Annotated in this window: 19 protein-coding genes; 16 read left to right on the top strand and 3 right to left on the bottom strand. The window is 70.7% G+C overall.

Annotated elements, in window-relative coordinates:
- Positions 1-34: 34 nt before the first annotated feature.
- From pelF to ACWBNA_RS05390, 7 genes are read left to right on the top strand one after another with little or no spacing between them, the layout of a single operon-like run.
- Complete coding sequence (gene pelF / locus ACWBNA_RS05360) at positions 35-1,552, top strand: GT4 family glycosyltransferase PelF (protein ID WP_482702812.1); 1,518 nt, start codon at positions 35-37, stop codon at positions 1,550-1,552.
- The gene (locus tag ACWBNA_RS05365; RefSeq protein WP_482702814.1) at positions 1,549-2,967 is read left to right on the top strand and encodes a hypothetical protein; all 1,419 of its coding nucleotides are present in this window, start codon (positions 1,549-1,551) and stop codon (positions 2,965-2,967) included. The genes pelF and ACWBNA_RS05365 overlap by 4 nt, the downstream gene beginning before the upstream one ends.
- Before the next feature lie 59 nt (positions 2,968-3,026).
- Positions 3,027-4,028 carry a GDP-mannose 4,6-dehydratase gene (locus ACWBNA_RS05370; RefSeq protein ID WP_482702816.1) on the top strand — a complete coding sequence of 334 codons (1,002 nt, stop codon included), beginning with the start codon at positions 3,027-3,029 and terminating at the stop codon, positions 4,026-4,028.
- A 53-nt stretch (positions 4,029-4,081) separates the two neighbouring features.
- Positions 4,082-4,795, top strand: a complete 714-nt coding sequence (locus ACWBNA_RS05375; protein WP_482702818.1) for a nucleotidyltransferase family protein — start codon at positions 4,082-4,084, stop codon at positions 4,793-4,795.
- Between the two features lie 7 nt (positions 4,796-4,802).
- Positions 4,803-5,696, top strand: a complete 894-nt coding sequence (locus ACWBNA_RS05380) for an NAD-dependent epimerase/dehydratase family protein (protein WP_482702820.1) — start codon at positions 4,803-4,805, stop codon at positions 5,694-5,696.
- The gene (locus ACWBNA_RS05385; protein WP_482702821.1) at positions 5,693-6,355 is read left to right on the top strand and encodes a spherulation-specific family 4 protein; all 663 of its coding nucleotides are present in this window, start codon (positions 5,693-5,695) and stop codon (positions 6,353-6,355) included. Before ACWBNA_RS05380 ends, ACWBNA_RS05385 begins: the two co-directional genes overlap by 4 nt.
- Positions 6,352-7,320 (top strand): endo alpha-1,4 polygalactosaminidase, encoded by a 969-nt coding sequence (locus ACWBNA_RS05390; protein WP_482702823.1) that lies wholly within the window; start codon positions 6,352-6,354, stop codon positions 7,318-7,320. Before ACWBNA_RS05385 ends, ACWBNA_RS05390 begins: the two co-directional genes overlap by 4 nt.
- 43 nt (positions 7,321-7,363) lie before the next feature.
- Here ACWBNA_RS05390 and ACWBNA_RS05395 read toward each other — a convergent pair whose 3' ends face one another.
- Positions 7,364-8,308: a LysR family transcriptional regulator gene (locus ACWBNA_RS05395; RefSeq protein ID WP_482702825.1), complete on the bottom strand. Its 945-nt coding sequence runs from the start codon at positions 8,306-8,308 to the stop codon at positions 7,364-7,366.
- A gap of 230 nt (positions 8,309-8,538) precedes the next feature.
- On the opposite strand from ACWBNA_RS05395, the gene ACWBNA_RS05400 reads away from it, so the two are divergent.
- A complete protein-coding gene (locus ACWBNA_RS05400) occupies positions 8,539-9,345 on the top strand; it encodes an FHA domain-containing protein (protein WP_482702984.1) in 807 nt (268 codons plus the stop codon).
- Entirely contained in the window at positions 9,342-10,967 is a 1,626-nt protein-coding gene (locus ACWBNA_RS05405; protein WP_482702827.1) for a serine/threonine-protein kinase, read from the top strand. Before ACWBNA_RS05400 ends, ACWBNA_RS05405 begins: the two co-directional genes overlap by 4 nt.
- A gap of 1 nt (position 10,968) precedes the next feature.
- Here the strand turns inward: ACWBNA_RS05405 and ACWBNA_RS05410 are convergent, their stop codons facing one another.
- Positions 10,969-11,862: a M23 family metallopeptidase gene (locus ACWBNA_RS05410; RefSeq protein ID WP_482702829.1), complete on the bottom strand. Its 894-nt coding sequence runs from the start codon at positions 11,860-11,862 to the stop codon at positions 10,969-10,971.
- 84 nt (positions 11,863-11,946) lie between these two features.
- Entirely contained in the window at positions 11,947-13,215 is a 1,269-nt protein-coding gene (locus ACWBNA_RS05415) for an SH3 domain-containing protein (protein WP_482702830.1), read from the bottom strand.
- Positions 13,216-13,419: 204 nt separating this feature from the next.
- Here ACWBNA_RS05415 and ACWBNA_RS05420 point away from each other — a divergent pair, with 204 nt between their 5' ends.
- The 7 genes from ACWBNA_RS05420 (at position 13,420) to ACWBNA_RS05450 (ending at position 18,692) form a co-directional block, all read left to right on the top strand.
- Complete coding sequence (locus ACWBNA_RS05420; RefSeq protein WP_482702833.1) at positions 13,420-14,211, top strand: peptidoglycan DD-metalloendopeptidase family protein; 792 nt, start codon at positions 13,420-13,422, stop codon at positions 14,209-14,211.
- Positions 14,212-14,235: 24 nt separating this feature from the next.
- Entirely contained in the window at positions 14,236-15,147 is a 912-nt protein-coding gene (locus ACWBNA_RS05425) for a hypothetical protein (protein ID WP_482702834.1), read from the top strand.
- A gap of 46 nt (positions 15,148-15,193) precedes the next feature.
- On the top strand, positions 15,194-15,628 hold the full coding sequence (locus ACWBNA_RS05430) for a hypothetical protein (RefSeq protein ID WP_482702836.1): 435 nt from the start codon (positions 15,194-15,196) through the stop codon (positions 15,626-15,628).
- Between the two features lie 159 nt (positions 15,629-15,787).
- Positions 15,788-16,090, top strand: coding sequence for an ArsR/SmtB family transcription factor (locus ACWBNA_RS05435; RefSeq protein ID WP_482702838.1), 303 nt, complete (start codon positions 15,788-15,790; stop codon positions 16,088-16,090).
- Entirely contained in the window at positions 16,087-16,479 is a 393-nt protein-coding gene (locus ACWBNA_RS05440; protein WP_482702840.1) for a VOC family protein, read from the top strand. Before ACWBNA_RS05435 ends, ACWBNA_RS05440 begins: the two co-directional genes overlap by 4 nt.
- 107 nt (positions 16,480-16,586) lie before the next feature.
- On the top strand, positions 16,587-17,453 hold the full coding sequence (locus ACWBNA_RS05445; RefSeq protein ID WP_482702842.1) for an alpha/beta fold hydrolase: 867 nt from the start codon (positions 16,587-16,589) through the stop codon (positions 17,451-17,453).
- Between the two features lie 156 nt (positions 17,454-17,609).
- Positions 17,610-18,692, top strand: coding sequence for a protein kinase family protein (locus tag ACWBNA_RS05450; RefSeq protein ID WP_482702844.1), 1,083 nt, complete (start codon positions 17,610-17,612; stop codon positions 18,690-18,692).
- Positions 18,693-18,849: the final 157 nt, after the last annotated feature.

An 18,849-nucleotide genomic window follows, 5' to 3' on the forward strand; every position in this document is an offset into this window, starting at 1 on the left:
GAAGACCCCACACCTCGGCCCGTGGAGCACCTCCATGCACGTTCCCCACGGCGCGCGACGCCCCAGCGCAACGCGCGTCACCCTGCTCACCGAAGGCACCTACCCACACAGTCACGGCGGCGTGAGCGTCTGGTGCGACCAGCTCGTCCAGGGCATGCCCGACCTCGACTTCGACGTCATCGCCGTCACCGGCACCGGACGCGAACCCGTCGTGTGGGACCTGCCCGCGCATGTCTCGCGCGTCCTGTCCGTCCCGATGTGGGGCGACCCGCCCGAGGGCCGCCCGCCCCGGGGCCGCGCCCGCAACCAACTCGCCGCCTCCTACGAGCGGTTCCTGACCGCCCTGCTCGATCCCCGCGCCGAGGACGGGTTCGCACCCGCCCTGTACGCGATGGCCCGGGCCGCCGCGGACGGGACGCTGAGCCCGTTCCTGCGCGGCGACCGTGCGATCGCCCTGCTGACGGCCGTGTGGAACCGTCCGGGTCTGGCCGTGCGCGAGGCCGGCCCGACCCTCCACGACGCGCTCACCGCGACCGCGCTGCTGGAACACGCCCTGCGCCCCCTGGCCGCGCCGCTGCCCGAGAGCGGGGTCGCGCACGCGGTCAGCGGCGGCGTCGCCGCACTGCCGGGCCTCGCCGCCCTCGAACAGCACGGCGTACCCCTGCTGTTGACGGAGCACGGTGTCTATCTGCGCGAGCGCTACCTCGGCTACCGCACCGCGCCCTACCGCTGGCCGGTGAAGGCCGTCGTCCTCGGCTTCTTCCGGCTGCTGGCGGAGGAGACCTACCGCCGGGCCGCCCTCATCACCCCGGGCAACCGCTACAACCGGCTGTGGGAGGAACAGGGCGGTGCCGACCCGGAATCGATCCGCACGGTCTACAACGGCGTGGACCCCGCCGCGTTCCCGCCGGCCGGCCCCGAACCGGAGCAGCTCACCCTGAGCTGGGCGGGCCGTGTCGACCCCATCAAGGACCTGGAGACCCTCATACGGGCCTTCGCCCTCGTCAGGGACCGGCTCCCGGACACGCGGCTGCGGATGTTCGGCGGCACCCCACGCGGCGGGGAAGCCTACCGGGAACGCTGCGAGGCGCTGGCCGCCGAGCTCGGGCACGCCGACGCCGTCACCTTCGAAGGGCGCGTCGACGACATCAAGGACGCGTACGCGGCCGGCAACGTCGTGATGCTGTCCAGCATCAGCGAGGGCTTCCCCTTCACCCTGATCGAGGCCATGTCGTGCGGGCGGGCGACCGTCTCCACCGACGTGGGAGGGGTGAGGGAGGCCGTCGGCGACACCGGGCTCGTGGTGCCGCCGCGCGATCCGGCGGCGATGGCCGCGGCCGCGCTAAAGCTGCTGGGGGATCCCGGGCGGCGCAGGGCGATGGGCGAGGCGGCGCGGCTGCGGGTGATCGAGCAGTTCACACTGCGCCAGACCATCGACACTTTCCGGTCCATCTACCGGGAACTGCCCACGCTCGGAAGGCGCTCGGCCCCGGCACCGGCCCCCGCCACGCAACCGCTCACGCCCCTGGCCACGGGGAGCCTGACCGGATGAGCGGGCCGATATCACTCGAACCCGGCGGCGCCGAACAGGAAACGCTGACACTCCGGCTGGCCGAGACGCGCCCGCCGCGCCGCCGCCCGCGCTGGGCGCTCGACGACAGCGCCACCCTCGCCATCCGGTTACCCCGGCGCGGCCCGGACGAGGAGGCGGTCAGCGAGCTCGCCGCCGAACTCGCCGACCGTGTCGGCCCCGCCGTCCACCCCTACGAGGTGGCCGCACTGCTGGAGGCGGAGGGCCTGTCCGCATCCCTGATCAAGGAGCGGTACGGCCACCCGAACCTGTTCTCGCTCGCCTCCGCGCTGTACGAGCGGGTGCCGCGGACCTTCCCCGAGCCCGTACCGCCGGCCGATCCCTGGCGCCCGGACACCGTGCGCTGTCTCCTGCGGGGCGTGCTGTTCGCGCTGCCGGGACTCGCCTACCTGCTGACCGCACCGCTGTGGAACACCTCAGCCAACGCCTCGGCCCTGATCGTGGCCGGACTCGTCTCCTGGGCCTGGGGGCAGGCGCTCGGCCACCGCGCCCACCTGAGACTGGCGACCGGGCGGCGCGAGGCGGGTCGTACGCTCCTGGTCGGTGCGCCGATGGGGGCGGCGGTGGCCACGGCGATCGCGGCACTGCCCGCCGGGGGCGGGTCGGTGACCCTGGTGGCGGCCGGACAGTCGGCGTATCTGGCGGCGGCGGGCATCCTGCTGGTGCTGGGCCGGGAACGGCTGCTGCTGGCCGCGCTCAGCCCACTGATCGCCGGTGCCGCCGTCCTGCCGTGGTGGGAGCCCGGCTCCCAGCTGCGGATCACGCTGCCCCTGCTGGCACTGCTCGCAACGCTCGCCGTCACCGGCCGGACCCTGTGGGCCGTGCGAGCGGTCCCGGCCGCGTCCGGCGCCGCCCGGCCGCGCCTGCTGTGGTCCCTGCCGTACGGACTGTTCGGGCTGGCCGCGGGCGTGCTGGTACTGGTGGAGGGACGGCAGGAGCCGTACGCGGTGATCGTGCTGACGGTGAGCATGGGGCCCGCGGAGTGGCTGCTGTACCGCTACCGCGGGCTGTCGGTCGCCGCGCTGCGCGCCACCGCCACGCCTGCCGGATTCCTGCTCCGCTCGGCCGGCATCCTCGGCCTCTGTCTGCTCGCCTATCTCGCGCCCCTGCTGCCCGCGGCCCTGCTCACCGGCGCCGATCCGGCCGCCCTGCTACTGCTCGCGGCCACCCTGTGGACCGCCCTGCTGCTCCAGGCGTTCGGAGCCGCCTGGCCGTCGGCCGCGATCTGCCTCGCGGCCGCGGGCGGCGCCGGGGCGGTGACCCTGCTGCACCTGCCACCGGGCTCGGCCGCACTGCCCCTGTTGTGCGGCGCGGCCGCCGTGTGTCTGTCGGCCTGCACGCTGTGGTCGCTCGGACGGCCCGGGCCGCACGCCTGACCCCACCGGGCGACCCCGCGTACTCCCCGCCTGCCCAACCAACCGGAAGGACCCCTGAGTTGACCTCCGCACCGCTCGCCGCAGTCACCGGAGCCGAGGGCTTCATCGGCTCCCACCTCACCGAGGCGCTGGTCGCCTCCGGACACCGGGTCAGGGCCATGGCCCAGTACAACTCCTTCTCCTCCTACGGCTGGCTGGAGACCCTGCATCCGGACGTCCTCGACCAGGTGGAGATCGTCCTCGGCGACGTGCGCGACCCCGGCTCGGTCCGCGGCCTGCTCGAAGGCGCCGACACCGCCTACCACCTGGCCGCCCTGATCGCGATCCCGTACTCCTACCAGGCGCCGCACAGCTACGTGGACACCAACGTCACCGGCACGCTCAACGTGCTGGAGGCGGTGCGTGCCCTCGGCACACCCCGCCTGGTGCACACCTCCACCAGTGAGACGTACGGCACCGCGCAGACCGTGCCGATCACCGAGGACCACCCCATCAACACCCAGTCGCCGTACGCCGCTTCGAAGGCGGGCGGGGACCGGCTGGCCGACAGCTACCACGCGAGCTTCGACACCCCGGTGGTGACGCTGCGCCCGTTCAACACCTTCGGGCCGCGCCAGTCGATGCGCGCGGTCATCCCCACCGTCATCGGCCAGGTGGCGGCCGGGGAACGCACCATCACCCTCGGCGACCTGCGTCCCACCCGCGACTTCACCTTCGTCAAGGACACCGCCCAGGCGTTTCTGACCGTGGGCACCGCGCCCGCCGAACAGGTGGTGGGCCGCACCTTCAACGCCGGGACCGGCGGGGAGATCTCCGTCGGCGACCTCGTCGCGCTGATCGGCAAGGTGATGGACACCGCCCTCGACGTCCGTGAGGACACCGCGCGCATCCGCCCGGCGAACTCCGAGGTGATGCGGCTGGTCGCGGACGCGACCCGGCTCACCGCCGCCACCGGCTGGCAGCCCGCCCACACCCTGGAGGAGGGCCTCGCCCACACCGTGGAGTTCTTCCGCGACCCGGCCAACCTCGCCCGCTACAAGACCGGCATCTACAACATCTGACCTGCCCGGCACGTTCCCGTACCGCCCCGCACGTCTATGAAGGAGGAGCCCCCATGCACGTTGTGATCCTGGCGGGAGGCAAGGGCGTCCGGCTGCGGCCGTACACCACGGCGCTGCCCAAGCCGCTCGTGCCCATAGGCGATCAACACGCCATCCTGGAGATCGTGTTGAGACAGCTCTCCACGGCCGGCTTCACCCGCTGCACCATCGCCATCGGCCACCTGGGCGAGATCATCCGCGCGTACGTCGGCGACGGCTCCCAGTGGGGCATGAACATCGACTACGCCACCGAGGAAAGCCCTCTGGGCACCATGGGCCCGCTGCTGACCCTGCGCGACCGGCTGCCCGAGACGTTCCTGGTGATGAACGGCGACATCCTGACCGACCTCGACTACGCCGACGTCCTGCGGCGGCACGGGGAGTCGGGCGCCCCGCTGACCATCGCCACGTACGCCCGCAAGGTGCACATCGACTTCGGGGTGCTGACCACCGACTCGGGCAAGGTCGTCGCCTTCACCGAGAAGCCGAGCATCGACTACCGCGTCTCCATGGGCGTCTACGGCCTGTCCCGCTCGACGCTCGACGGCTACACGCCCGGACTGCCGCTCGGTTTCGACGAGTTGGTGCTCGACCTGCTGGCCGCTCAGAGCCCCCCGCACGCCTATGACTTCGACGGGTACTGGCTGGACATCGGGCGCCCGGACGACTACGACCGGGCCAACGCGGAGTTCACCACCCGCAAGTCGCTTCTGCTCAAGGGAGCCTGAGCACCGCATGCGCATTCTCGTCCTGGGCCACACCGGCTACCTGGGCAGCCATGTCGTCGAGCGGCTGCGCACCCTGCCGGGCGCGCTGATCCTCGGCGGCGGGCGCTCGCCCGCCGCCGAGTTCCCCGTCGACCTCGCCACCGTCCGCACGGAGCGGCTGGCGACGATCGTCGAGGCGGCCGCACCCGACACCGTGATCAACTGTGCGGGCGCGACCGGCGGCGACGCCGTGACCCTCGCGGAGGTCAACGCCCGCGGCCCCGCGGTGCTGTGCGCCGCGCTGCGGGCCGCGGCCCCGACGGCGCGTCTGGTCCATCTGGGCTCGGCCGCCGAGTACGGCCCCGGAGTCCCCGACGTCCGGGTGACGGAGACGGCGGCCACCCACCCGGTCGGCCCCTACGGAGCGACCAAGCTGGCGGGCACCGCCGCCGTGACCGCCTCGGGCCTGGACGCGGTGGTGCTGCGGGTCGGCAACCCGGTGGGACCCGGGGCGCCGCCCACCGGGCTGCCCGGCCGGATCGCCGGACTGCTGCGCGCGGCCGGCCTCGATCCGGACGCGGTGCTGCGGCTCGGTGACCTGTCCGCGTACCGCGACTTCATCGACGTACGCGATGTGGCGCGGGCGGCGGCGTACGCGGTCACGGCGCCCGCTCCGCTGCCGCCCGTGCTCAACATCAGTGGCGGCCGGGCCGTTCCGGTGCGCGACCTGGTGCGGGGGCTGGCCGACAAGGCCGGCTTCCGGGGGCGGATCGAGGAGACCACCACCGGCTCGGCCCGCTCGGCCGACGTGTCGTGGCAGTGTTCCGACATCACCGCCGCCGACAAGGCCCTGGGCTGGCGCCCGGCCCACACCCTCGACGACGCGCTGGCGGCGCTGTGGGAAGGCGACCCGACTCCGTGAACCTGCTGATTCCGCTGTATGTCCACCCCGCCGAGGACCCGGGCGCCTGGCACCGTCTGATCACGGCCGCGACCCGCACGTACGGCGTCGTCCTCAACCCCGCGAACGGTCCCGGTGACGGCCCCGATCCCGCGTTCACCGCGGCGGCCGAGGCGCTGCGCGCGGCCGGAGCCCGGCTGCTCGGTTACGTCGACACCGACTACGGGATGCGCGACAGCGCCGAGATCGCCGCCGACGTGCGCCGACACCAGGAGTGGTACGCGGCCGACGGCTGCTTCCTCGACCAGGTGACGGCGACGCCGGAGGGACTGTCGGCGTGTCGCCGGATGGTGCGGACCGTACGCCGACTCGGTGCCGGGACGGTCGTCATCAACCCCGGGGTCCATCCGGCGCCCGGGTACGCCCGCCTCGCCGACCTGACCGTCACCTTCGAGGGCCACTGGTCGACGTACGTGTCGGCGTTCAGCAGACCCGCGTGGACCGCGCGGCATCCACCCGAGGAACTGTGCCACCTCGTCTACGGCGTGCCCGAGGCGCTCGTACCGCTCGCCGTGCGCACGGCACACGAACGCGGTGCGGGGGTCTGCGGGCCCGTGACCGGAGAACCCCCCAATCCCTGGGCCGGGTTGACGCCCGCCCTGACCGGGACGGAGCGATGAGGAACACGCGGCCGGCCTTCGCGACACTACTGACGGCTCTGGCGGTCCTGTCGGCTTCGGCACTGACGGGCTGCTCCGGCGGCCCGGAGCGGCCTGCCGACGCGCACGGCACGACGTCCGCTCCCCCACGCGCCACCACCGGGGCAGCGACCCCCGACACCGGGGAGCCGCCCGCACCGCGGAGTTCCTCCCCTTCCCCGTCTTCGTCCGCTTCCCCGCCCTCCAAGTCCCCTGCCGGGCGCGAGACTTCGGTAAGCCCCTCCAAGGCTCTGTGGAGACCCCGCCCCGGGCTGGCCTGGCAATGGCAACTGGACGGAAAAGCCGACCCCTCCGCCGACGTGCCCGTGTACGACATCGACGGCTTCGAGAACTCGGCGGCGGACGTGGCCCGTCTGCACCGGGACGGCCGCAAGGTCATCTGCTACATCAACGTCGGCGCCTGGGAGGACTTCCGGTCCGACCAGGGCGCCTTCCCTCGTTCGGTGCTCGGCGAGCCCAACGGCTGGTCAGGCGAACGGTGGCTGGACATCCGGAAGGTCTCCGTCCTGCGGCCGATCATGGAGCGACGCTTCGACATGTGCCGTGACAAGGGCTTCGACGCCGTCGAGCCCGACCTGGTGGAGGGCTACGGCAACGACACCGGCTTCCCGCTCACCGCGCGCGACCAGCTCAGGTACAACCGCATGATCGCGGCCATCGCCCACGAACGCGGACTGTCGGTGGGGCTGAAGAACGACCTTCCGCAGATCCCCCAACTCCTGGCCCACTTCGACTTCGCGGTCAACGAGGAGTGCGCCCAGTACGACGAGTGCGCGGAGCTCACTCCGTTCATCGCGGCCGGCAAGGCGGTGTTCCACGTGGAGTACACGCAACCGCGGAGCAGCTTCTGCGCCGAGTCCCGACGGCTGAACCTGTCGTCGATGGTGAAGGAGCCGGAACTCGGGGTGTGGCGCAAACCCTGCTGAGACAGTCGCTCGTCAGGCTGTCTGTGATGGCGACGCGGAGCAATCAGAAGACCCCGCGGTCGGCTGCTTGCCTGATGGCGGCGATGGCGGGTTCCGACTGTCTCGTGGAGAGCCAGGCCAGGGCCGAGGTGGAGGGCGTGAGGTCGGTGACGTCGATGTAGCGGACGCTGGGGCGGGGGAACAACTCGCGGGCGGCTACGGGGAGAAAGCAGATGGCTTCTCCGCCAGCCACGATGTGGAACAACGACTCCATGTCGGTGGCGACCGGACCGTAGCGCACGGGGCTGCCGTCGGGACGCGGGTCTACCGCCCAGAAGTCCCACCAGACCCGCGGTACCTCCTCGGGCATGGCGACCACGGGGTGGTCGGCGAGCTGGGCCAGCGTGACGTGGGGCAGGTCGGCCAGCGGGTCGTCTGCCGGTAGACAGGCCACACGGGGTTCGGTGGCGAGGTGATGCAGCTCTATGCCGTCCGGTACCGGGGGACGCAGGAAGACCACGTCGACTTCCTGACGGACCAGGGCGGCGATGTGCTCGACGAAGTTGAGACTGAGCAACTGCACCGCGATGTCGGGGTGGCTGTCGTGCAGCGCCTGCAGAACGGCGCGGGTGTGGGGCATGGCGGCCTCGGCTCCGATGCTCCCCACGACGAGCCGGCCCGAGAGCCGGCGGGTCTGCGCGTCGGCTGTCCGCCGTATACGGTCGGCGGCTTCGACCGCCGCCCGGACATCGGGAAGCAGCGCCCGTCCGGCCGTGGTCAGGTCGACCGCCCTGCTGGAGCGGGTGAACAGCCGTACGCCCAGGCGAACTTCCAGGTCCCGGATCTGCTGACTCAGAGCGGGCTGAGTGATGAAAAGACGTGCGGCGGCGCGCCCGAAGTGGAGTTCTTCGCTCAGCGCCAGGAACAGGCGTAACTGGCGAATGCTCGGGTCCGCCGCCGGCGCGGCACCAACACGGGCCGTGTCCACGGTCTCTCCCCCTGCGGTCATAAGGATGATCTTATGGATCGACTGGAATCCCGCATGTCTGTGACTGCTGACAACGCAAGTTATTTCATGTGAGCGTTCGTATGATCCGATACGGTCAATGGCGGGCAGTCCAGGAGACGGGAAGACGTGTGAACCCCCTTCCCTTCGGCGTCGCACTGACCGGAGCGCGGGAGTCCGGCTTCACCGCGTACGGCGGCGATGATCCGGAACTGGCAGAGCTGGGGGGGCCGATGAGCGGCGTACTGATCCATCTTCCGCCGGAGGGCGACGAGGGCCCGGTTACTCTGAGGCTCGGTCCGGGGGACGTGGCCCGATTCGGACGTGGCTCCCATTCGACACCCGTCGAGCTGCGGCTCAGCGACCCGGCGGTCTCCAGGCTGGCAGGGGAGATCCGGGTGACCGATGACCACTGGCAGCTGAGCAACTACAGCTCCACACACAGCTATCTGGTGGAGAACCCGGAAGGGGCGGGGGAATACCTGAGGGTCCCGCCGCGCCGCGTCGGCGCGCCCATCCCCTTCGAGTTCGCCCGTGTTCTCCTGCCGACCAGGGGCTCGACGATCGGCTTCCAGGTGTTCGCGCCGGACCACGTCTACCTCGACCCGGACAGTATGAGCGGCCGGTGGGGGACACAGACCCTGACCGCGTACTCACTCGACGAGACCGCCGCCTACTTCCTGGTGCTGGTCGCCCTGTGCGAGCCCCGGCTGCGCGACGAGTCGGCGGTCGCCGTCCCGACCACGCCCCAACTCGTCGAACGACTGCGGAACCACCCGGAGTACGGCCAGTTGACGGCTCGCGCGGTCAGCTCCCACATCGACTACCTCGCCGACGAGAAACTCCGGATCGAGGCACCGGCCGCACCGGAGCCGGGGCAGGGCGCACGCCGCAACGGCAAGCGCGAGGCGGTCGTCGGACTCGCACTGCGGTTCGGGCTGGTCCGTGAGGAACATCTGACGCTGCTTCCGTCCCGTTCGGCGGGGCGGGTGGGAACGGCTGGAGCGGCGGGAACGTCAGATCCGGTGTGGTCCAGATGAGCGAGTCAGTGAGCGTACCCCTGGAGCGGGTTCCGCGCGGCTACCGGGTCGGCGCGTTCGAAGTCACCGAAGTGATAGCGGCCGGGGGCTGGGGGACGGTCTACGAGGGTCGGTTCGTGGGACGGGACTCGGCGTCGGCCGACGGCCCCGAGGGCGACCCCGGGGCTGTCCGCGACGGCACAGGACCTGGCGGCCCCGGGCCTGTTGGAGCCGCGGCGGCGAGCCCCGGTGGCGTGTTCGCCGCTGACGGTCGCGTTGTTGACGCCGAGGGCGGCGCGGACGACACGGGCGGTCCGGACGACACCGACCGATTCGGTGGGGTGGAAGGTCCGAAGGACCTGCCCGGCGAAGGGCAGGTCGTCGCGCTCAAGTTCCTGCCCACCGCAGGTCTCGCGCCGCGCCAGGTGCGCGGGCTCGTGGAAACCGCGCGGCGCGAGATAGAGCTGGGCCGCCGGGCCCGGCATCCCCGGCTGATCCGGCTGCTGGACTCCGTCGTACTGAGCGAACCCGGGGATCCCGCCCTCGACGGGGCCGTCGTCCTGGTCATGGAACGAGCCGAGCGGAGCCTGCGCCAACTCATCGAGGCCGAGAAGGACCTGGCAGACGGCGAGAAGGGCCGGCTGCTCACCGGGATCTTCGAAGGGCTGGCCCATCTGCACGGTCTCGGATGGGTGCACGGCGACCTCAAGCCCGACAACGTGCTTCTCATGGCGGACGGTTCGGTCAAACTCTCCGACTTCGGGCTCGCCGCGGAGCTCGAGGGCACCCACGGCACACACGGCTACATTCCGCCCTTCGGCACCCCCGACTATCTGCCCCCGGAGCGCTGGAAGGCACCGCTCGGCGAGCGTGGTGTCCAGGTGCGGCCGAGCGCCGACATCTGGGCTCTGGGCATCGTGGTCCATCAGGTGTTCGCGGGAGGTGCCTCCCCTTTTCCCGGCGCCACGCCCATGGCGCGCAGGGCCGCCGTGCAGGAGTACGCCACGGGGCGAACGCCGCTTCTCATGGACAACGCCGTACCGCCCTTCTGGCGCGAGCTGATCGGCGACTGTCTCGCCCCGACGCACGCGGCCCGCGCCGAGCACACCGCCGCGAGCCTGCTGGCCCGTATCGAGGCGGGCGGGGCGGCGGCCGTTCCCGGTGGCCGCGTCCGGATGCGCCGGAGGGCGCTGCTCGCCGCCGCCGTGGCGGCCACCGTGTGCGGAGCGACCGCCGCCGCCTGGTCCTATGTGGCCGCCGGCGGTGACGACCGCTCCTCGGGAGCCCGACCGGACCGCACCGTCACTTCGGCCGGCGCGGGACCGGCCAACCGGGTCGAGGTGTTCAACGTGGAGAAGGTGTGCCGCGACCGCGCCGAGGAACGCGACCAGCAGTGCAGTCTCGGTCTCGCTGTCGACCCTCTCGCCGCTTACACCATCGACAACGTCGTGGCGACCCGGGTGTGGCACGGAGACGTGCTGTCCGTCGACTGCCGCATGCCCCAGGGCCTGCCGGTCATGGACGAGGCCGGAAACCGGTCCACCGAGTGGTTCCGGGTCCGTCTCCCGACTCCCCAGAGCGGGACCGCCTGGCTTCCCGCCGTACGGACACGGGACCTTCCCACCGTCCCGGAGTGCGCGTGACTCAGCACTGACGGATCTCGCGTCCGTCGTTGTCCTTCGCCTCGTCGTTCCCCCAGCGCTCCAGGTAGTACGCGGAGACGTAGGCGCGCCCCTGGCCCCCGGGAGTCACGGTGTCGAGGTCGGTCAGCAGCCACCAATGGTTGTACGAGCCGCCGACCCGCACCTCGTCGCCCCACTTCTTGCACAGGACGTAGTTGGTGCCCTTGAGCAGGGTTCCCTGCGCGGCGCACTCGGGCCTGCTGTCGCCGACACAGTCCACGGCGGCGTAACCGGTGGCGTCGGCGAGGGTGTCCACCCAGTACCTGTCCGGGTCGCCGCTTCCTCCGCAGGCGTTGGTACTGGTCACCCGGGGGAAGGGCCCGTCGGGCGAGAGCCGGTACTCGGTGCCCTGGAGCACCGGGTGGACCATCTCGTCCGTCTCGCCGTCGTTGTCCCCGTTGGTGTCGTAGAGCTGCTCGTAGTGCAGATGTGCCGAGCTGGTCCCGACCAGCCCGAGTCGTCCGAGCGTCGCCCCGGAGGCGACCTGCTGACCGAGGCGCACGTCGATGCGGTCCATGTGCAGGTAGACCGTGAACCAGCCGCCACCGTGGTTGATCTCCAGGCCGCCGGGCTCGAAGAACTCGGTGACCGTGCCGGCGGCGGATGCGGCGACCGGGGCCCCGAGGGTCTCGCCGCCGACGCGGTACATGTCGAGTTTCTTGTCCTCCGGAGTGTGCCCCCGGTACGTCTGCAACTGCCAGGTCTGGCCGCAGGCGAACGGCAGTTTGAAGTCGGGCCGGGCGGCGGGCACCGCGGCCGCTGTCGCGGGTGCCGCCGTGGCACAGAGCCCGAACGTCATCAGCAGTGCGAGCACCGCCGCCGCCCAACCCGAACGTGTCCCCCGTGGGAGCCGCATGGAACCTCACCCCTGTTCGATGTCCTGTCCTTCCCAGGACAGTGCCGTACGAGGGCCGAGAGCGGACTCCCGCACGTTACGGAGTCAGCTGGAACACCGGGTGGTCACACCGCCCTTGTCGTCGCCCGTGAGGAAGATCGCGCTGACGTAGCCCACGCCGCCGGCACGCAGCGGCAGTTCGACCCACTTGTCGTTGGTGTAGCCCTCGGCCGTGACGGTCTGGCCGACCTTCCAGCAGTTCGCGGGATAGCTCTCGTTCGCCTGCACCGTGCTGACCACGTCGCATGACGTCGACGCGCAGCCGCGCACATTGGCCTGCGTCCACGCCGTGACGGTGGTCGGACCGCCTCCGCCGTCCGTGGGCTGGAAGGTGACGTCCACCCAGTCGTTGTCCGTCATGCCGAGGCCGTCCCAGAAGGTGCCGTCGGCGAGATCGATCCCGGCGGGGTTGGCGACCGTGCGGCCGAACTCGTCCCGGCCGCCGTTGTAGCCGTTCTGGTACGCCGCCTGGGCCTCGGGCCTGCCCTGCGGCAGGTCGCCCCACATCTCACGGACGGAGGGCGCGTTCCAGTAGTCGTCCCTGGTGTTCCAGGGGCCGACGTCCCACACGGGTGCGGTCTCGCAGCGGCCGGTACGCGGATAGCAGAGCCGCACCTGGTACTCGTGGCCGCCGTTGCTCGCCAGCATCCGGCGTGAGGGCAGGGCCACGAAGTGGTCGCGGGGCTGGATGACATGGCCGTTCGCGGTGGTATGGCCCTCCAGTCCCTCGCGGGTCGCGAAGAGGCGGTACGTGGTGGCGGTGGCGCCCACCGCGCCGCGCGCACCGGCCGAGAACCGGGGCTGTTCGCGGTCCGCGTGGACGGTGACGTCCGAGACCGAGGGGCCGGCGTCCCGGCTGCCGAGGAACGTCAGCCGGACCTGGAGCACGGAGACGGCTTCGGCGAGCCTGAACTTCCCGGCCCGGTCCGGCGTGCGCCACTCCGTCCAGGAACCGGGGTGAGCGCTGCCTCGCACCTCGGTCAACAGCCGCGTACCGGAGGGTACTTCGGCCTGGCGGCGGAGGGTGAAGGCGCTGGCCTGGCGGCCGAGGCTCTGTGCGGGCGCTGTGTAGACGGCGAAGGACGCCTCGGGCTCGGACGGCGTGCGCACCCGGGCGCTCTTGACGGTGATGCTGTCGTCCGGGCGGTGTCCGATGTTGCGCTGGTCGGCGGTGGTACTGGTCAGGTCCACCTGCCAGCTGCTTCTCGGGTTCTTGTCGGCCGCGGTCTCGGCGACGGCGGTGGCCGGTGGCAGGCCGGCGAGGACAAGCAGGGCGCACAGGCCCCGAAGCAACCTGCGGGATATCGGTTTCACGTGGGTTCTTCCCCCAACTGGTCTCCGGCTCGCTGGAATTCAGCGAGCCCCCAGAGCCCTATCGGGGGTCGCCGTGCGCTGTCATTCCGTAACGTTCCGGATGCCCTCCCCCGGTGTCCCCCGGATACGTTCCGAGCCGTTCGGTTCAGCGACACACAGGAACCGCACAGCAACTGTCCGGGAACCTCTGGGAGGGAACCACTCGTGCGTCTTGGTCTGCCCGGCTTCAATCTGCGTGCCGGTCTCACGGCGGCAGCAACCCTGCTCCTGCCGCTCCTGGCGGCGGCACCCGCCGCGGCCGAAGCACCCGCCCAGTCCACCGGAGCCGCCGCCTTCGCCGCCTCGTGCCCCGCCGCCGGCTCCGTCAGCCAGGGCTACAGCAGCACCCACGACGGCGTCGACATCGCCAACGTCCTCGGCACACCCATCTACGCGGTCGGCGCCGGCGAGGTCATCGCCTCCGGTCCGGCAAGCGGCTACGGCCAGTGGATCCGCATCCTGCACTCCGACGGCACGGTGACGGAGTACGGCCACATGTACCAGCGGGACGTCTCCGTCGGCCAGCAGGTGCAAGCCGGCCAGCGCATCGCCCTCATGGGCAGCGAGGGCGAGTCCAGCGGCCCGCATCTGCACCTGCGGGTCAGGATCGGCACCTCCACGACCATCCGCGGCATCGACCCCGTCCCGTATCTGCGCGACCGGGGCGTGAACCTGCCCTGCACTCCGGGGGGCGGTGGCGGCCAGACCACGGTGACCGCGTGGACGGAGGCCAACGTACGCAGCTGCGCGTCGACTTCGTGCGACGCGGTCAGCAAGGTGTACCCGAACGAGAGCTATCCGGCGAACTGCTGGGTGACGGGCCAGCTCGTGAACGCCGAGGGCATCTCCAACGACAAGTGGGTGCAACTGTCCCTGCGCTCGGGCGGCGTGGGCTATGTGAGCGCGATCTTCCTCAAGGGCGACGAGACGGGCGGCGTCAGCCGTCAGTGCGCCTGACCGAGGCGGGCACGGGGAGTCGAGATGAAGCTGAGAGTGTTGAGGTGGCTGTGCGCCACGGCGGTGTGCACGGGTCTGGTGGTCGCGGCCGTCCTGACCGGCGGTGGCGACCGCTCAGCCGCCCAGCCGGCGGCGGTTCACGACCGGCTCCGCGCGGCCACGGGCGCGGAACTGGACGTCCTGCACCGGGCCGAACAGCTCCTGGTGCAACGCTGCATGGCGCAGCGGGGCTTCGAGTACTGGCCCGTTCCACGGATCCCGGCGCCCGACTACCGCACCTTCCCCTATGTGGTCGACGACGAGAAGTGGGCCGCCCGGCACGGGTACGGGCGGGACATCCAGGCACGGCTCGACGAGCAGGACCGCGACTCCCCCTCGGCGCGCTACCTCCGCGGCCTGGCCAAGGAGCGCTACCAGGCCTGGGGCGTCGCCCTCGACGGCCCGTCCTCGGACCGCCGGGCGCTGCGGGCCGAGGTACCCATGGGCGGCACCTTCAGCCGCAGTGACCAGGGATGCGTGGCGGACGCCTGGCGCACCCTCTACGGCGACATCCGCGCCTGGTACCGGTCGACCAGGATGGTCGACAACCTGCCCGGCTTCCGCATCGGGCGGGTGAGCGAGGACCCCGCGTTCAGGAAGGCCGTCCGTTCCTGGAGCGACTGCATGGGCGGGCACGCGATCAGCGCCCGGACGCCCGCGGCGCTGCGCGGCGAACGGCTCGCGGACAAGGACCCCGACGCCCTGTCCGAGGACATCCGCGTCGCCACCGCGGAAGCCCGCTGCGCGCACACGTCCGGCCTCGCGGCCACCGCGGCACGGCTGGACCAGAAGTACGCCGACGAGCTCTACGACGAGCACTCAAAGGCTTTCGACATGGTGCGGCGCCTCCAGAAGGCCGCCGTCCCCAAGGCTCGCGACATCGTCCGTGAGGGCTGACGTCGCGGTGAGTACAGCTACCGACAACCGAGAGGTGAACGAGAGAATGTCCAAGATCCGCACCCTGCTCGCGGGGACCGTCATCGCCGCCACCGCGGTCCTGGCCGCCCCCGGCTTCGCCCAGGCAGCGCCCTGCACCACGGGTGAGTTCTGCGCCTGGGCCGACGGCGAGGGCGAGCTGCACGCCCAGGGCAACACCGCCGACTGGCCGGACAACGTGCAGAACAAGGTGGACGAGGTCCAGAACAGCGGCACCTCGGGTGGCCGGGACGACGTCAACATCTACTACAACGAGTCGTACAGCAGCGCCTACGCCTGCCTGCCGCGCGGGGAGACCTGGAACCTGCGCGACGGTTCGAAGATCTTCAGCTGGGTGAGCAACCAGGTGCCCGAGAACGTGAGGTACTCGGGCTGGAACGCGGGCGTCCACGACAACGCCGCGTCCCACAAGTGGGTCACTGACTGCGGTCCCAACACCTGATCCGCCGCACTGACAAAGACAGGGCCTTCCGGCAGCTCGAGGTTGCGAAACCAACCGCTGCGCCGGAGGCCCTGTCTTCGCTGTCGTCCGACGTACAGCGCACCGGCACACCGAACCCGGGGCTTGATAGGCAAGTGAATAGTTGCCTATCCTGTGGTCGTGGCCGACGACGTTTTCAAAGCCTTGGCCGACCCCACCCGCCGCACCATCCTCGACGAGCTCACGCAGAAGTCCGGACAGACACTGTTCGAGATCTGCTCCCGACTGAGCATGAAGCACCAGCTCGGCATCTCGCGCCAGGCGGTCTCCCAGCACCTCGCCGTGCTGGAGGCCGCCGAGCTCGTCGAGACCAGACGGGAGGGCCGCTACAAGTTCCACGACCTGAACACAGCCCCGCTCCGGCAGATCGCCGAGCGATGGCTCGTTCGCGACACCTCCGGACCAGAGGAGAGCACCCCATGAGGATCCATCTGACCAGCGTCTTCGTCGACGACCAGGCCAAGGCCGAGCACTTCTACGTCGAGATCCTCGGCTTTATGAAGAAGCACGACGTCCCGGTGGGCGAGAAGGACCGCTGGCTGACCGTCGTCTCGCCCGACGAGCCCGACGGCACCGAACTCCTCCTCGAGCCCGCCGGCCACCCCGCCGTCAAGACCTACCGCGACACGCTCGTCGAGGACGGCATCCCGCTCGCCCAGTTCGCCGTCGACGACGTGAAGGCGGAGTACCAGCGCCTGCGCGGCCTTGATGTCCGCTTCACCCAGGAGCCCCTGGAGATGGGTCCCGTCACCACCGCCGTCTTCGACGACACCTGCGGCAACCTGATCCAGATCGCGACCAAGCCGCAGTAGTCGAGGGAGAGAGCGAGGTTCACTTCACGCACGTGCGCACTTGGCGTTCGACGGGGACCTTTAATCCGGTGTTCGAAATGCCGGGGTGCCACCTACTGTGAAGCCCAATGACACTCCTACAAGTTCATGACTATGGGGGCGAAGGCCCGCAACTGGTTCTCCTGCACGGTTACGGACGGTCACTCACCGACTGGGACGCCTCGGCCGCCCTGCTCACCGCCGGACACCGTGTCCTCGCCGTGGACCTTCCCGGGCACGGCCGCTCTCCCGGTATCTCACCCTGGACCATCCCCACGGTGGTGCGGCACATCGCGGACACGCTCGACGCGCACGGCGTGCCGGAGGCCGTTGTCGTGGGCCATTCCCTCGGCGGACTGGTCGCGGTCGAGTACGCCCGGGCGAACCCGGACCGTGCCCGTGCCGCCGTGAATCTCGACGGCTTCTGGTGGGGACGCGAGTACCCCGGCGCTGAACGGGTGAGTGAGGTGCTGCTGTCGTCGGCCGGGGCCATCGCGCCACCCGAGTACATCGAGACGCAGGTCAGCAACTCCGCCCGGCTCGGGATTCCCGCCGACCGCGCGGAGGCCGCCACCCGCGCGGCCGCACGTCCGTTGCCCGACGGGAGGTGGCAGACGATGCCGGAACGGACACAGGCGTTGGGAATCCTCGACGAACTCCACAAGCTCGGCGCGCTCGGTGTCACCACATGGCTGGACGGCGTCGATCCCCCGCTGCTCCTGGTGCAGGCCGGCCGACGGCTACCCCCCGCGCCTGGCATGGAATGGTTCGGCGAGTTCAGCACCAGGTTCGCACGAGGGGTCTCCGACGAGTTGGCCGCACTCGTCCGCACCCGGCCGACGATCAGCGTCAACCGGATCGACGCCACCCACCTCATGCACGTGGAGACCCCGGAAACGGTGGCTGCGCTGGTCATCGGGTTCGTTCGAGGACTGCCCGACCTCCAGCCCCAATAACCCCGGAACCGGTGTTCGCCTGGCGGCCCCTGCCTTGACGATCGCGTGTGGTTCACGCGGACACCGTCGGCCTTCCGCTGACTGCCCCGTCCCGGGGCAGTTCCTCAGCTGACATGATCAACAGAAGTCAGTGTCGATGTGAGGGTGGAGCTGCCGATGGACGGGACCGAGTCAGCGCATGCCGCGCGGGTGTCCGCATACGCGACCGTGGGAGCCCGGCTGTCCCTGTTCAGTGACCGTCGGCTCGAGGAGGCGGTGGCCGCCGCGCCGGGTCTCGGCTCCGGTATCGGCGGCAGGTCGGCGGAGATGGAAGTCGAGGGGATACGCGTCTTCGTCAAGCGGGTCCCGCTGACCGACATCGAGTTGCGGCCGGAGTGCGTACGGTCGACCGCCAACCTCTTCGAGCTTCCTCTCTTCTACCAGTACGGGGTGGGGTCGGCGGGATTCGGTGCCTGGCGTGAACTGGCCGCGCACACCATGACCACAGGCTGGGTACTGAAGGACGAGTACGCCGGTTTCCCGCTGCTGTATCACTGGCGGGTTCTGCCCGACACTCCCCCAGCCGACTTCGCCGACGGGCTCGGGGGCATTGAGGCGGCCGTCGCCCATTGGGACGGTTCGCCGGCGGTACGCCGCCGGCTGGAGGCCATCGGAAGGTCCTCCTTCAGCCTGGTGCTCTTCCTGGAGCATGTGCCCCAGACGCTCGCAGCGTGGCTCAGCGACATCCGTGATGCGGCCCTGCCGGAGCCGGACGTCGCGTCACCTCATGGGTGGGTCGAGAATGCGCTGCTGCGAGGGACGGAGTTCATGAGCGGGCGCGGAATGGTCCACTTCGACGCGCACTTCGCCAACCTGCTCACCGACGGCCACCGGGTGTACTTCGCGGACTTCGGTCTCGCGTCGAGCCGCGACTTCGAACTCTCGGCGGAGGAGAACGACTTCCTCGCCGATCACCTCCTGTACGACCGCACCTACGCACCCAGTCACCTGCTTCGCCACCACCTGCCCGACGGCGTGCGTCTCGGCACCGACCACGGAGCCTTCCTGCGCGCTTGGGTGGAAGGTCACCAACCCGTCGGCGTTCCACCCGATCTCGCCGCGATCATCGACCGTCACGCCCCGCACGCAATCGTCCTGGACGACTTCCAGCATCGACTGCTCACGCAGACCAAGCACACTCCCTTCCCCACGGCTGAAATCCAGCGGGCCCTGACAGGCGCATCAGGGCCAGGAGCGTGAGGGTTGATCACTCCGCTCTGGGGAGCCGACCGCGGCGCGCGTTCATCCGGCACTCCGGTACAGGCAAGGCGGTAGACAACGCACGGGGGCTTACTCCTTGAGCTGCTGCTGCGAGGATCTGCCGACGGCCAGCGAGATCTGGTGACCGGCCCCTCTG

The sequence above is a fragment of the Streptomyces sp. Q2 genome (assembly GCF_056820935.1).